The sequence below is a fragment of the Denitrobaculum tricleocarpae genome, from assembly GCF_007004665.1.
Classification (GTDB): Bacteria; Pseudomonadota; Alphaproteobacteria; order Kiloniellales; family Kiloniellaceae; genus Denitrobaculum; species Denitrobaculum tricleocarpae.
Map to the genome: position 1 here is coordinate 250691 of NZ_ML660055.1, position 12953 is coordinate 263643.

Below are 12953 nucleotides of genomic sequence, written 5' to 3' on the forward strand. Positions count from 1 at the left end.
TTTGACGGCGCTAAAGTCGTTGTTTTCAAGACAGGTTTCGTCTGATCTGCGACAATCTCATACGTTTTCGACACAAGCTCTCCGGCGAAGGATAGCCTCCTGGTGTTGCTTGCGCATGAGGTGTCAGCTCGGCAGCACCACAAAGCTGGTCAGATTGTATTTGGAGCCTTTGACGGGCGTGGCACCACGGTGCAGATGAGTCCAGAAAGGCGGGAAGATCACCAGCATACCGGCGGCCGGACGCACCGCCTTGCCCTGGTAGGCAAACTGGGTTTCGCCGCCCTCATCAATGGTCGCAAGATAGAGGATCGTCGAGAGGACACGGTGAGCCGAGCCCGGTTTGCTGCCGTCAATGTGCCAGTCAAAGCCCTGTCCGGGCTCGATACGCTCGAGCAGGGGGTGAGTCAGCTTGCAGTTGCCGCTTTTCAGGACCATACCAAAGGCCGAATAGCGCTTGGCGTAGTCCTGGACGCGCAGCATGACAGCCTGGCCGACTTTATCGACGACATCCTGCCAGTCTTCGTGATCGGGCAGACTGAGCATCATGCCGGTCCGGTCTTTGGGCGTAGTGCTCAGCCGTGACCAGCTCGGCCGCTTGCGGTCATCCGCTTCAAAACGGGTGATGATGTCGCGGCAGGTCGCGGCATCAATCACATCCGAATAGGTCTCGACAAAATCAGGAGCGCCCGGAGGCATAGCGTGATTGGTCATAACCGCTTATAGCGGCATCTTATAACCGGACTCAAGATTCGACGCGAAATCTCTGTCTCTGAAAGCCGTCACGGGGCGTTTGAACCAGATTCTGCTGCGAGGGGCTCCCGAATACTCCGTCCGATCCGACACCGCGCTTATCGACTTCCTGATCCGGCCTCAAAAGATTGCAAATGATAACGTCACCGCTCGACAATCAATCCAGAGTTTTAATACCGCACAACCTGAAAAAAGCTAATATTTAACTCCAATTTAGCAAAGATTGTAGGATGTATGGTAGCCTATACTAAGACAGACAGATATTTGACCTGGGTGTCGTGGAAATACGTGAAGAATACCGGATAGCCCTGGAGGTTTGCCCGACGCCCCTGATGTTGGCTTCGCGCGACGGCAATATCGTATTGTGCAATCGCCGTTTTGCCGAGCTCTTCGGCTATCAGGACGGCGAACTTCATAACCAGTGCGTCGATGTTTTAGTCCCTCAGGAAATCCGGGACGCCCATCCCGAGCTGCGCCAGGCTTTCTTTGAGGTGCCGACAAACCGGAACATGGGCACCGGCCGCGATCTCTACGGCGTCCGAAAAGACGGAGAGCTGATCCCGGTGGAGATCGGCCTGGACCCGGTCACGTCGGACGAAAGCACGCTAGTGATGGTCTCTATCCTGGATATCCGCGAGCGTAAAATGGGCGAGGTCAAGATTCGCCGGGCGATCGACGCGGCCTCCAGCGCCATGGTTATGATCGACGAGCAAGGCAAGATCGAACTCGTGAACGAGCAGGCCAACAGGATGTTCGGCTATGAGAACCAGGAACTGATCGGTGACAAGATCGAACGACTTGTGCCGGAACGCTATCACAGAAAACATGCCGTCTACCGCACAAGCTACCAGAACACCCGGGACCGGCGCAGCATGGGTGTGGGCCGCGATCTTTTCGGTCTCAAAAAAGACGGGACGGAGTTTCCGGTTGAAATCGGCCTGACCCCGCTTGATGGAGCTGACGGCCGCCTGGTCATGGCAACGGTCATCGACATCACCGAACGCAAAGAGAACGAAAAAAACATTCGCCGGAAAAACGAAGACCTTGAACGCCTGAATCACGAGCTCACGGAATTTGCCTACAGTGCTTCGCACGATCTGAAAGCGCCGCTTTCATCGATCAGCGGTATCCTGGAACTCAGCGAGACCGACCTCGAGAACGGGGACCTGGAAGAGGTGCAAACCAATCTTTCGCGCGCCCGGATGCTGGCGCAACGTCTCTCGGGACGGATCGAGGACATGCTGACCCTGGCCCGAGCGGATCACCTGGATGACGTGATGGAGGACGTCTCGATCCCTGATCTGGTAAGCGAAGCCGCGCAGGCCGTTCAAGGTCAATTCAGCCTGACGCCCGGCCTGACCACCGCTTTCGCCCATGGCGATCCGGTCCGCAGTGTCCCGGCACGCCTGAGCGCCATTCTCGAAAACCTCCTCGCCAACGCATACAAGTACCGCGACCCCGAGAAGACGGAGCATAGGATCCATATCGAAACCTGGGACGAGGACGGCGCCATCAAGCTGGCGGTCGAGGACAACGGAATCGGAATTCCTGAAGATCACCTTGGCAAGATCTTCAAGCTTTTCAAAAGGGTGGCAAACTCTAACGAACCGGGCAGCGGCCTGGGCCTTGCCCTTGTGGAAAAAAACCTAAGTCATCTCGGGGGCGGCATAGAAGTTGTCAGCTCGCGAGAGGGATCCTGCTTCACGATATCCCTGCCGCAAGATCATAAAACACCCGTGTCTGAGCAACCGGCTCAGAAACTGGAGGTCGCTAAATGACAATCTCCGTGGTCCTTGTTGATGACGACGAGATCGACCGCTACATCACGCGCCGCATCGTCCAGGCCGGTGTGGAGGACAGCAGATTTGCCGAGTACGAGGCAGGGGACGCTTTTCTGGAAGCCATCGCCGATCCTGTAACCCGCGAACGCGACATCGGCGTGCCTCCGCCGCCGGTTTTAATCCTTCTGGATATCAACATGCCGCGCATGACCGGCTTCGATGTCCTGGAATCCATGAAAGAGCACCTGGAGCGCGACGAGAGTCTCAGGACCGGCTTCAAGGTGATGATGTTCTCCTCGTCGGAGAACGCCAAGGATAGGGAAACGGCCTTTTCCTATGATTTCGTCAAGGATTACATCGTCAAACCCCTGACCAAACAAAAACTCCAAGCACTCGTCAAACGGCATTACAGCTAGAGCAGTTCCGGTTTAGATGGAATCGCCTTCGGCGATCCGGCGTACCGGTGAATCTGCTCTAACTCTATGATGTAGAGCGCGTCATTCCATTGTCCTTCGCAGTTTATGAGCCCATAACCCAGAGGCGGTCCGGCCTGATCATGGGGCTTCGAATCGTGCATGGGCGGTCCGGGCATCAACAAGGGGCGCCAAGCAGCGCAGATCGCAGGCACAAAGCCGGAAATTGCATGTTTTTATTGCATTGCAACGTAACCTGAACAACCGGATGCAACATTATTAAGCGTATATAAACATTTGTTAAACTCCAATATCCCTAGATTTTTTGTGGACTTTTTATCGGAAATGAGGCAATTTTATTGCATTGCAACATTTTTGTTTCCTATGACAGCTGAACTTGATATAGTGACAGCCGTTTGGAGCCTCGACCTCGGTGAGACTTGGGTTTTACGAACTGAATGTCAGGGAGACTGTGATGAAACGCGATGAGTTGGTATCCAACGGCGCTTTCGCTCTGTACCGGTCGGAAATGTCCTACCGGATCAGCGAATTTGAAAAGTCGGCCAACCCGGAAGCATTGATAGCAGCGGACTTTGCAAAGTTCCGTAACCGCTATACCCGCAAGTTCGAGGACATGATCGACCACTTCGCCGATCAGGGACTCGAAGTCGTCCGCATGGCGTCCTGACCAAGGCCGGAATGAACCTGGCGCTCTGGCCCGGAGCGCGTGCAAAGACCACTCTCTTATGAAAACCGCGCCCTAGAGCGGGTCAGGTTTTAACGGAAACACTACGTGTTTTCGCTAAAACCTGTGAATCCGTTCCTGACTTGCTTCTTGGGGCGCCAGACCTGTTTGTGTCCTGCGCACAGGTGTCATCAGCCTACTGGTGAACTCAAGCTGACAGGCAGCCTCGAAACGCCGGATAAGTTCGGAACGCAGGAACACCGGACCGATCACTGGGCTCGGGCGCTCAGACTTCACGCTCAGACCCGGCACCCGGACATCAAGCGCAGAGTCATTAAGGGCAGAGTCATTAAGGGCAGAGTCATTAAGGGCAGAGTCATTAAGGGCAGAGTCATTAAGGGCAGAGTCATTAAGGGCAGAGTCATTAAGGGCAGAGTCATTAAGCGCTTTGCCATCCCAGCTTGACGCCTTTGTCAATCAGGTAGGCCTCAGCCGCTTCCCGGGCCTCGGCGTGGGAGTCTGCGAAGCCTTCCGCATAGTAGAGGCCTTCCAGCTCCCAGGACACGCGCCAGCGGAAACCGCTCTGGCCACGCCGCACGCTTCCAGGCAGGTCCCGCCAGGGCTCGATGATCAAATTATACTTCTTCACGTTCCGCTCTGCCTAAGTGCCACTGCCTGCTATGCAACCGGTTACGCCGGGCTGCAGAAGAAAGCCGATTCTTTATCTTCACATCCACCGTCGCGGCTTTTAACTGATCTGGCGATGAAACCGCTCAACTGCAATAGAGCGCAGGGGGGATTTTTTTCTACCCGAGATCTCCGCAAACGACGTTCTTGCCTCGCGGAACTCTCGGACTCCGTCGCCAGGCACCTAAATGACACTCCCGATCGGGTTCATGTCAAGGACTTGGACGTCAGCTCATAAACATCCGGCGAAAGGTTCTCCGCGGAGAGGATAGTCTCCAGGGCCTGGCGCATGAGAGCCTGCCGCGCGCCGTCGAAGCGCGACCAGCGGCCGAGCGGCGCAATCAGCCGCGCCGCGGTCTGCGGATTGATCCGGTCCAGCTCCACAATCCGATCCGCCAGAAACTGATAACCGCTTCCGTCGGCCTGGTGAAACCGCAGAGGATTGCCGGCGGCGAAAACACCGATCAAAGCCCTCACCTTATTCGGGTTGGTCAGAGTGAAGGCCTCATGTTTCAACAGCCCCTTCACCCGCTCCAGCGTGCCCGGCAGGACCGACATCGCCTCAAGTGCCAGCCACTTGTCGACGACCAGCGGCTCATCCCGATAGCGCTGGTAAAAAGCCTGCAGACAATCGTCGCGTTCGGGCCCTTGCCTGTCGGTGAGCAGAGCGAGCGCAGCCATGCGGTCGGTCATGTTGTCCGAATTCCGGCTCTGCACCACCGCCAGATCCCACATTTCCGCTTTCCCCGAAGCGGTCAGATACCCCAGAGCGAGATTTTTCAATGCACGCTTACCCGCGGCGTCCGCCGTTGGCTCGAACGGCGCGTTGCTCTGCATGCCGCGGTACGTCTCCAGGAGTTCGTCCCGCAGTGCACGGGCAATGTCGCCGCGCATCTTCTCGCGTGCGATATGGATCGCGTCGACGTCGACGGTCTTCATCTGATCGGCAAGAAAGGCCTCACCCGGCAGGGTCAGCGCCAGAGCGCGGAAGGCCGGATCCTGGGCCTCGTCCAGGAGGGTTTCGCGCAGGGCATCGATCAGAGCCTCGGGCGTCTGCCGGCCCTCGCCACCCGCCTCCACGGCTTCGAGCAGCAGTCCGGTCGCGTACTGCTGACCGGTCTCCCATCGATTGAAGCTGTCGCCATCACGCCCCATCAGAACCGCACGCGTCGCGGGCGTGTGTTCGATTGAGAGATTGACCGGCGCCGAGAAGCCGCGATTGATGGAAACCGCGGGCTCATGATCCAGGTTTTCGAAGCGGAAGGTCTGCCGTGCCGCGCGCAACTCCAGCACACGGCTCGTTGGCGCAGCCTCCTCGCAGGCCAGCTTCAAAGGCATCGGCTGGCCGTCCGGATCGAGCAATGCAAAATCCAGCGGTATATGCATAGGACGTTTGCCGCTTTGTCCCGGCGTGTCGGGTATCGTCTGGGACAGGGTCAGTTCGAAACTGCGGGCCGCCGCGTCGTATTCGCCTGTTACGGTCACGCCAGGCGTTCCGGCCTGGGAGTACCAGAGCTTGAACTGGTTCAGATCGACTCCGGTCGCATCGGACATTGCCGCGGCGAAATCATCGCAGGTCACCGCCTGGCCGTCATGGCGCTCGAAGTAGAGATCCATACCTTTGCGGAAGCCCTCGCGCCCCAGCAGACCTTGCATCATGCGGATGACTTCCGCGCCCTTGTCGTAAACCGTCGCGGTATAGAAGTTGTTGATCTCGATGTAGGAGGCCGGACGTACCGGATGCGCCGTCGGTCCGCCGTCTTCGGGAAACTGCCGCGCGCGCAGGCTGCGCACGTCCTGGATGCGCTTGACCGCCGCCGAACGCATATCGGCGGAAAACTCCTGGTCCCGGAAGACCGTCAGTCCTTCCTTGAGACTGAGTTGGAACCAATCGCGGCAGGTGACCCGATTGCCGGTCCAGTTGTGAAAATATTCGTGGGCGACGATCCCCTCGATCGAAGCATAGTCCGCGTCCGTCGCGGTATCAGGGTCGGCCAGGACGCACTTCGAATTGAAGACATTGAGGCTCTTGTTCTCCATCGCACCCATGTTGAAGTCGCTGACCGCAACGATGTTGAAGAGATCGAGATCGTATTCCAGGCCGAAGCGCTCTTCGTCCCAGCGCATGGAACGTTTCAGTGAGTCCATGCCGTAGGCGCAGCGGCCCTCATTGCCGTGCTCGACGAAAATGCGCAGAGCGACCTCGCGCCCCGACGCCGTCGTGAAGCTGTCTTCCACGCAGGCCAGATCGCCCGCCACGACCGCGAAGAGATAGGAGGGCTTGGGAAAGGGATCTTCCCAGCGGGTCCAGTGACGACCGTCGGGCAGATCTCCGCTTTCAACCAGATTGCCGTTCGACAGCAGGACCGGATAAAGCGCCTTATCGGCGCGCAGAGTGACCTCGTACACCGTCATGACATCCGGACGGTCAGGAAAGAAGGTAATGCGCCGAAAGCCCTCTGCCTCACACTGGGTACAGAAAGTGCCACTGGAGATATAGAGACCTTCCAGGCGTGTGTTGGCCTTGGGATTGATTTCGGTTTCGATCTCCAGAAGAAAACCGGGGCTTGTCACATCGAGGGAAAGCCCCGTCGCGTCCTGCCGGTATTCGGTTTCATCCAGCGGGGTGCCATCAACGCAGACCGAGAGAAGTTTCAGGTCGTCTCCGTCCAGCCACAGCGGCGGTAACGCGGCCTCTGAAAGATCCGAGGGAGATCCGTCATAAGCAATCTGAAGACGGCTTTTCACCCGCGTCGCTTCCGGTTCCAGATCAAAGGCCAGGGCCAGACTCTCGATCCGGTAGTCGGGCTTACGGTAGGCGTCGAGGTGAATGGCTTGCGGGGCTGGTGCATCCATGACGGGGTTCCTGAGTGCTGCTAAGGCTGCTGTATGAAATCTACGATGGCATTGGATAAGACCGACCCGGATGATCGCAGCGCATCCACCAGCGTGAAGTGGTTGAGGCCTTCCAATTCCAGTGTTTGCGGAGTGAGCCCCTGGGTGCCGAGATGGGCGGCGAAGTCGCGCTGCTGGCGCAGGAACTCATCGGTCTCGTCACCGCCGACCGCGAGCAGAAGCGGACAGGATATCCGCCCGGTCTGAAGGCGCGGCGCATAAAGACGCGCGTCTTCCGGCGTCAGGTGAAGCGCTTCGTTAAGGTAGCTGAGGCGGATCGGTTCAAGTTCATAGAGGCCACTGAGGGGGATCGCACCCTTGAGGAGATTTGCCGCACCTCCCTCGGCCGCCCAATCGGTGGACGCCAGCAACGCCGAGAGGTGTCCGCCGGCGGAGTGGCCGGAGAGGAAAATCCGCGTCGGATCACAGCCGTAATCTCCAATGTTGGCCGACAGCCAAAGCAAAGCCGTGCGGCAGTGCGCGACAATCCCGCCCATGCTGACATCGGGGCAAAGCGGATAGCCGATCGTCACCACCGTAATGCCCGCCTCGACGTAATGTGGCGCGACACAGGAGAATACGCTCTTATCCAGGGCCTGCCAGTAGCCGCCGTGAATAAAGACCAGAACCGGCGCCTGCCCCGACGCATCGCCTGCAGCCGGAAAGATATCCAGTTTGGCCCTGTCGCCCGCGCCGTAGGCTACGTCGAGATGGCCCTTTAGCTCCGATCTTGTGCGTTCCGAATCGCGCTGCCAGCCCGCGACGATGTCGGCAAAGTCCGGCACTGCGGCCCGGTTATTGTACTGCGCATCCAGGGCGGTCTGGTCATATCCGCCGAAGAGGACCGGGCCGGTCGAAGCTTCGCCAGCCTCTAATATTGGGATCTCTGGCATTGGAGTCGGGGCTTTCTCTGAGTTGAGCTCTATATGGGAATGTCGAATGAATTTGGCGAGGCCGAAGCCACCGGTAAACTCTGCCGAATACTCACGTTCACGCAATTTTAAGCACAAGGAACTTAGGTTAAAGCTCACGAGTTAAATTGATCGTGTTCGTAGTTTATGAGGCCTCAAGCCGGCTCTACAAGCGCTATTCGCGGTCTCAGCATCGATCGGATTCGGATCACGCTTGCGAATTTACGATCCGGGCGAAAAACCCAATCCCGAGAGTTTCAAACATCAATGGGTTGATTTAGGATCGCGTCGCAATGAAAGCCTTTCAACTCACCTTGATCCTCGCCGCAGTCCTGGTTATCGCAAATACCGCACCCCCTCTTGCCGGGGCAGCGGCAGCGAACAGCGACGAAGAAAGCTACGACCCGACTCTCGATCCCGCATTCAAGGTATGGCGTTCGCTCTCCGGACAGGAAGAGTCCGAATCGTTTTTCCTGGTTGCGCAGCGTTACGAGAAGGGCGAGACGGTAGGGGCCAACCCGATCACCGCCCTGCAGTATTACATCCTGGCGGCGGAACTGGATCACAAGGACGCCGAAGCGGCGGTCGAACGTCTGAACAAGAGCCTCTCGAAGTCGGACCGGGCCGAGGCCCGCGAACGCGCCGCCAACTGGTCGCCGGTCACCGACGAGGAGGTGGAGCGGAAACAGCCGGTCAAACGGCCTAACAACGACCGGGCCCGCCTGCTTGCCGCCGCCGATAGCGGCAACCTGGATCAGGTCACGGCACTGCTGGAAAAAGGCGTCCCGGTCGATGTCAGGGATGAGCATCAGTGGACACCGATGATGCTCGCAGCCCTGCAGGGCCACGATACAGTCGTTGCAGTGCTGCTGGAGCAAGGGGCGGATATGGAAGCCCAGGACATCAACGGCACGACGGCGCTGATGGCGGCGGCGAGTTCCGGCTGGCTCTCAGTGGTCAAACGCCTGATCAAAGCCGGCGTGGATATGGATGTGGAAGACAATGCGGGAGAGACCGCATTTTACATGGCCGAGCAGTTCGAGCACCATTCGGTCTCGACCTTTCTGGCAAGGGTTAACGCCTCACCTGAAGTGATCAAGGAGGTGCAGGCCTTTCTGATTTCCAAGGGCTACAAGCTGGGAAAACCGGACGGTCTCTGGGGCCCCAAAACCGAGAAGGCCGTGAAGTCTTTTCAAAAGAAGCTCGATATGGCGCCCGATGGCCGAATTACAAAAAAATTTCTGAACAGAATTCGCGGGGACTCAGCCTCCGGGGAAAAGAGTTCCAAGGTGAAAAAAGCCTCTTAAGGTCCTGATTTCAAAGCCACTACAAAAAGTTGAATAAACACACAACTTTTTGGATATTTTTCCGGCATTTTAGACAAAAATGTAGCAAAATCAGGCATTAAGCTCCTGGTAATCTTTTCGGTTCAGGGTCACTCCCGTACCCGGGTTCTCCCCCGGATCTCGGGTGCGTGATACCGCTTCGTTAGGCCCCGTCAGCAATGGCGGGGCCTTTCGTTTTTCTGCGGCTGGCTGTTTGTCTACCCCCGACCCGGATCATGAGATCTCGTCACGCGATGGCGCTTGACGGCGCGCTTCAGGACCGGGAGTCTGGTCCCCGTGCTCCGATTCAGACTCTGTATATGAAACCCAGCTCCAATCCCGCTTTTAAGAAAAAGTACCCGTCCCATGTCACCGTTCTTGCGGAGGCAAAAAGCGACTGGCATCCGACCGACCTGCTCAACCGGCGCAGCGGCAAGACCTGGCCCAGCCCCAAGGAATTGCTGGTCCGGCTCTGCGGCGCCACGCTCCAGGGCGAGTGGTGTATCCAACAGCGCAGTTCCAGCGAGAACAAAACCGTTTGGGAAATCCGCATCTCCCAGGCAAGCGATATCGAGATTCTGCGCAATGTTATCGGGCATGACCGCCTCAAACCCGTCGACCAGCCCGGTGCCCTTGCCTGTTACGGCTTCGAGTACCGCAAGGCCGACTATGCAAACTGGGGATCTATTCTCCGGACGTTCTGAGGCTGAATGCACGTGCCGAGGATCGGCGGCAGTGAGCTTTAGAGATCGAAGTACTCGTGTTCGGCATCGGGGCTGGAAGCCGCGAGGTCCATATACATGGGGCTGCTTCGGTCGATCTCCCGGCCGGACGGCATGGGTTGGGGATTCTGGTCGAAGGTCTGACCACAGAGAATTTGATCCACTGCACCGCGGCCGAGGGTCAAAGGCAGGAAAACCCGCCGCACCACCAGATAAGCCCGGCCGCCCGTCCCGAAACTGCTCAGCGATGCCACGGGTTGGCGCAGATCGACGCAACGCTGCAGCAGCTTGATCACAAAGGTGATCGTCGTCCCGCAGCCCAATTCGTCGAGGAAACAGCCGGTCGCGTCGAACCCGGCCTTCTCGGCAATCCGCGTGCCGATCAGGCGATAGCGGAACCGCCGCTCGGGCTGGGTCAATTCAATCATGCAGACGTCGGGAAGCAGAAACGGGATCGCCATAGGCTCGAAGTTGCGGCGCAGCGGCACGGCAGCCCCCTGCCCCATCGAGCGCCAATGTTCCGTCAGACTCCTGAGTGTCTCGTCTGTCAGGGCCGGATTAGTGAGTGAGTTCATGACACGCTTACATGGTGTGGTGGGGTTCAGCATATCACCGCAAAACCTCCCAAAACACTGGCACACGAGGGTAAAGATCCGGCTAAGGTTAACAACGGCTTTGACCGGCAACCAGCGGGTATTCATCCTAAGTCTGCACTGACATGAACATTTTCTCTGAAAGAGAGTGTTGCATGAATAACTCCGGAAAGGGCCGATCTTCATGACGCCGGCCCTTCAATCTGCTACAGCATCCTGGTAACACCGACATGCGCGCGGCGCTGTTGAAGCCCAGGTGGCGAAAGCCCAGATAGAAGCTGCCGTTTCTCCCCAAATCATGGAAATCTCCGCAATGCTCCGAGAAAGACTGCAGCTTGTGCTGAACGCTCCAGCGTTCGAACGCACCATCCTGGTCCTGATCGCCGTCAACGCCGTCACGCTGGGGCTGGAAACCAGCCCCACGGCCATGGCCGCCTTCGGGAATGTTCTGTTCGTCGTGGACCGGACCATCCTGGCCATCTTCACACTTGAGATCGCAGCGCGTTTGTTTGTCGATTTCCGCGGCTTCTGGCGCGATCCCTGGCGGATCTTCGATTTTATTGTCGTTGGAATCGCGTTGCTCCCGGCAGCCGGCAGCTTCTCCGTTCTGCGGGCCTTCCGGATCCTGCGTATTCTGCGATTGATTTCCAAGGTCGAGGCCATGCGCCGTGTGGTCAGCGGCCTTTTGAGCGCACTCTCTGGCATCGGTTCAATCGTGTTGCTCCTGGGACTGATTTTCTACGTTTTCGCGGTCATCTCCACCAAGCTCTTCGCCAAGGATTTCCCCGACTGGTTCGGCAGCATCGGCGAATCCGCCTACACGCTCTTCCAGATCATGACCCTCGAGAGCTGGTCCATGGGCATCGTGCGTCCGGTGATGGAGGTGCACCCCTTCGCCTGGGCCCTCTTCGTGCCCTTCATCGTGGCGACCGCCTTCACGGTGCTGAACCTTTTCATCGGCGTCATCGTCGACGCCATGCAGTCCGAGCACGAGGCCGAAGCCCGCGCCGAGCGCGACGCCATGATGAGCGAGACCGAGCTGATCCTGGCCGAGGTCAAGGCCCTGCGGGCGGAAGTGGCAGAGTTGAGGAAAGGCTCCCAGACCGCCTGAAGCTTGATCGGTCACAAAAATACGCCTGCGTGAGGAGCCCGATTGCGGATTGTAAACCACCCGCGCCGATGGCGTTCCGCTCGGACTTGACCTATGGTTGGCATAGGCCAAACACGACCCGGTCCAACCAACCAGGGAGAACAAACGCGATGACGATCTGCGTCGCCAAGGGGGACGGACTTGTAAAAATCACCGTGGACGCCCTGAACGCGTTGACACATGCAAACGCCTTTGAAGTTGCGGATGGCGCAGGGAGTGCCACTCACGCGGTTCTGACCCCGAAAACCCCACCGCCGTCAGCCTACGCTCACAATGCCTGTTTCGGGCTTGCATACCGCATGATGATAAACCCCTCGGTTTGTACGATCGAAACTTCGCCGGGTTTGAACTTGGGCACTGTTGCGGTGGACGACCCGAACGCGCAGGACGAACTGGGCGGTGCGACCACGCAAGCCGCCGACTCGAAAGGCGCCGGCAACCCGGCACACTTTGGAAGCTCGCAGTCTTGGGGCGAGTATCTGACCTTTAAGGAGGACAAAAGCGGCAAGGGAAGCGGCGCAAAGATCGTTTGGAATCCCTACGCCGCGTCTACGCTCAACTGGGTCGGCGGCAAGAGCAAACGGGAGCACGTGCCAGCCTGTATTGTTCTCGCACACGAGCTATCCCATGCGGACCGGATGATGCGCGGAACTTCGCTTGTGGGCGTCGTCGGAAAGGTTGCGCCCCCGGCTTACTCCGCAAAAGTCCCTGGAACCGACTACGAGTCCATGGTCGACATCGAACACATCGAGATGGTCGGATTTACCAGCGCGAGCTGGCAATGCAAGGACGCCGACGTTATTAGCGAGAATCAGATGCGCCGGGAACATGGCATTCCGCTGCGGGTCAACTACTAAGCCGGATCAGGCTCAAAACAGACCCATACAGGTAAGATTGCGCGCTATGCGTCTTGGAGAGGTTTGAGCGCGAGAGCGGAAAAAATGGTGCCCCAAGACAGACTTGAACTGCCGACCCCCTCATTACGAATGAGGTGCTCTACCAGCTGAGCTATTGGGGCACGCGCGCTGTGATGCGGGGCAT

General features: G+C 58.0%; 12 protein-coding genes and 1 tRNA gene. 7 read left to right on the plus strand and 6 right to left on the minus strand.

From position 1 onward, the window contains the following. Positions 1–123: 123 nt before the first annotated feature. Positions 124–711 carry a 2OG-Fe(II) oxygenase gene (locus FKG95_RS13500; protein WP_142896898.1) on the minus strand — a complete coding sequence of 196 codons (588 nt, stop codon included), beginning with the start codon at positions 709–711 and terminating at the stop codon, positions 124–126. Between the two features lie 317 nt (positions 712–1028). Between FKG95_RS13500 and FKG95_RS13505 the strand changes: the two genes are divergently transcribed. The 3 genes from FKG95_RS13505 to FKG95_RS13515 all read left to right on the plus strand — a co-directional run bounded on the left by FKG95_RS13505 (position 1029) and on the right by FKG95_RS13515 (position 3632). Continuing rightward, positions 1029–2528, plus strand: a complete 1500-nt coding sequence (locus tag FKG95_RS13505; protein ID WP_142896899.1) for a sensor histidine kinase — start codon at positions 1029–1031, stop codon at positions 2526–2528. Further along, positions 2525–2947 (plus strand): response regulator, encoded by a 423-nt coding sequence (locus FKG95_RS13510; RefSeq protein WP_142896900.1) that lies wholly within the window; start codon positions 2525–2527, stop codon positions 2945–2947. The genes FKG95_RS13505 and FKG95_RS13510 overlap by 4 nt, the downstream gene beginning before the upstream one ends. A 472-nt stretch (positions 2948–3419) precedes the next feature. Then, positions 3420–3632: a hypothetical protein gene (locus FKG95_RS13515; RefSeq protein WP_142896901.1), complete on the plus strand. Its 213-nt coding sequence runs from the start codon at positions 3420–3422 to the stop codon at positions 3630–3632. 436 nt (positions 3633–4068) lie between these two features. Here the strand turns inward: FKG95_RS13515 and FKG95_RS13520 are convergent, their stop codons facing one another. The 3 genes from FKG95_RS13520 to FKG95_RS13530 form a co-directional block, all read right to left on the minus strand. Beyond that, positions 4069–4278, minus strand: coding sequence for a hypothetical protein (locus FKG95_RS13520; RefSeq protein WP_142896902.1), 210 nt, complete (start codon positions 4276–4278; stop codon positions 4069–4071). A gap of 245 nt (positions 4279–4523) precedes the next feature. After that, on the minus strand, positions 4524–7172 hold the full coding sequence (gene pepN, locus FKG95_RS13525) for an aminopeptidase N (protein ID WP_142896903.1): 2649 nt from the start codon (positions 7170–7172) through the stop codon (positions 4524–4526). A gap of 20 nt (positions 7173–7192) precedes the next feature. Beyond that, positions 7193–8104 (minus strand): alpha/beta hydrolase, encoded by a 912-nt coding sequence (locus FKG95_RS13530; protein WP_142896904.1) that lies wholly within the window; start codon positions 8102–8104, stop codon positions 7193–7195. A gap of 311 nt (positions 8105–8415) precedes the next feature. Between FKG95_RS13530 and FKG95_RS13535 the strand changes: the two genes are divergently transcribed. Together FKG95_RS13535 and FKG95_RS13540 are read left to right on the plus strand one after the other, a co-directional pair. Next, positions 8416–9429, plus strand: coding sequence for an ankyrin repeat domain-containing protein (locus tag FKG95_RS13535; protein ID WP_142896905.1), 1014 nt, complete (start codon positions 8416–8418; stop codon positions 9427–9429). Positions 9430–9683: 254 nt separating this feature from the next. Beyond that, positions 9684–10151, plus strand: coding sequence for a hypothetical protein (locus tag FKG95_RS13540; RefSeq protein ID WP_142896906.1), 468 nt, complete (start codon positions 9684–9686; stop codon positions 10149–10151). 38 nt (positions 10152–10189) lie between these two features. Here the strand turns inward: FKG95_RS13540 and FKG95_RS13545 are convergent, their stop codons facing one another. Then, the gene (locus FKG95_RS13545) at positions 10190–10744 is read right to left on the minus strand and encodes a PAS domain-containing protein (protein WP_179954086.1); all 555 of its coding nucleotides are present in this window, start codon (positions 10742–10744) and stop codon (positions 10190–10192) included. Positions 10745–11075: 331 nt separating this feature from the next. Here FKG95_RS13545 and FKG95_RS13550 point away from each other — a divergent pair, with 331 nt between their 5' ends. Both FKG95_RS13550 and FKG95_RS13555 read left to right on the plus strand, forming a co-directional pair. Next, positions 11076–11873 carry an ion transporter gene (locus tag FKG95_RS13550; RefSeq protein WP_142896908.1) on the plus strand — a complete coding sequence of 266 codons (798 nt, stop codon included), beginning with the start codon at positions 11076–11078 and terminating at the stop codon, positions 11871–11873. Positions 11874–12022: 149 nt separating this feature from the next. After that, positions 12023–12769 (plus strand): M91 family zinc metallopeptidase, encoded by a 747-nt coding sequence (locus tag FKG95_RS13555; protein WP_179954087.1) that lies wholly within the window; start codon positions 12023–12025, stop codon positions 12767–12769. A gap of 85 nt (positions 12770–12854) precedes the next feature. On the opposite strand, the gene FKG95_RS13560 is transcribed toward FKG95_RS13555, so the two are convergent. Next, a tRNA-Thr gene (locus FKG95_RS13560) sits at positions 12855–12930 on the minus strand. Positions 12931–12953: the final 23 nt, after the last annotated feature.

Bases quoted from the DNA above. Each gene is read 5' to 3' on its own strand.
- FKG95_RS13535 (WP_142896905.1), top strand. From the start codon at position 8,416: ATGAAAGCCTTTCAACTCACCTTGATCCTCGCCGCAGTCCTGGTTATC.
- FKG95_RS13540 (WP_142896906.1), top strand. From the start codon at position 9,684: ATGAGATCTCGTCACGCGATGGCGCTTGACGGCGCGCTTCAGGACCGG.
- FKG95_RS13545 (WP_179954086.1), bottom strand. From the start codon at position 10,744: ATGAACTCACTCACTAATCCGGCCCTGACAGACGAGACACTCAGGAGT.
- FKG95_RS13550 (WP_142896908.1), top strand. From the start codon at position 11,076: ATGCTCCGAGAAAGACTGCAGCTTGTGCTGAACGCTCCAGCGTTCGAA.
- pepN (WP_142896903.1), bottom strand. From the start codon at position 7,172: ATGGATGCACCAGCCCCGCAAGCCATTCACCTCGACGCCTACCGTAAG.
- FKG95_RS13500 (WP_142896898.1), bottom strand. From the start codon at position 711: ATGACCAATCACGCTATGCCTCCGGGCGCTCCTGATTTTGTCGAGACC.
- FKG95_RS13510 (WP_142896900.1), top strand. From the start codon at position 2,525: ATGACAATCTCCGTGGTCCTTGTTGATGACGACGAGATCGACCGCTAC.
- FKG95_RS13530 (WP_142896904.1), bottom strand. From the start codon at position 8,104: ATGCCAGAGATCCCAATATTAGAGGCTGGCGAAGCTTCGACCGGCCCG.
- FKG95_RS13515 (WP_142896901.1), top strand. From the start codon at position 3,420: ATGAAACGCGATGAGTTGGTATCCAACGGCGCTTTCGCTCTGTACCGG.
- FKG95_RS13555 (WP_179954087.1), top strand. From the start codon at position 12,023: ATGACGATCTGCGTCGCCAAGGGGGACGGACTTGTAAAAATCACCGTG.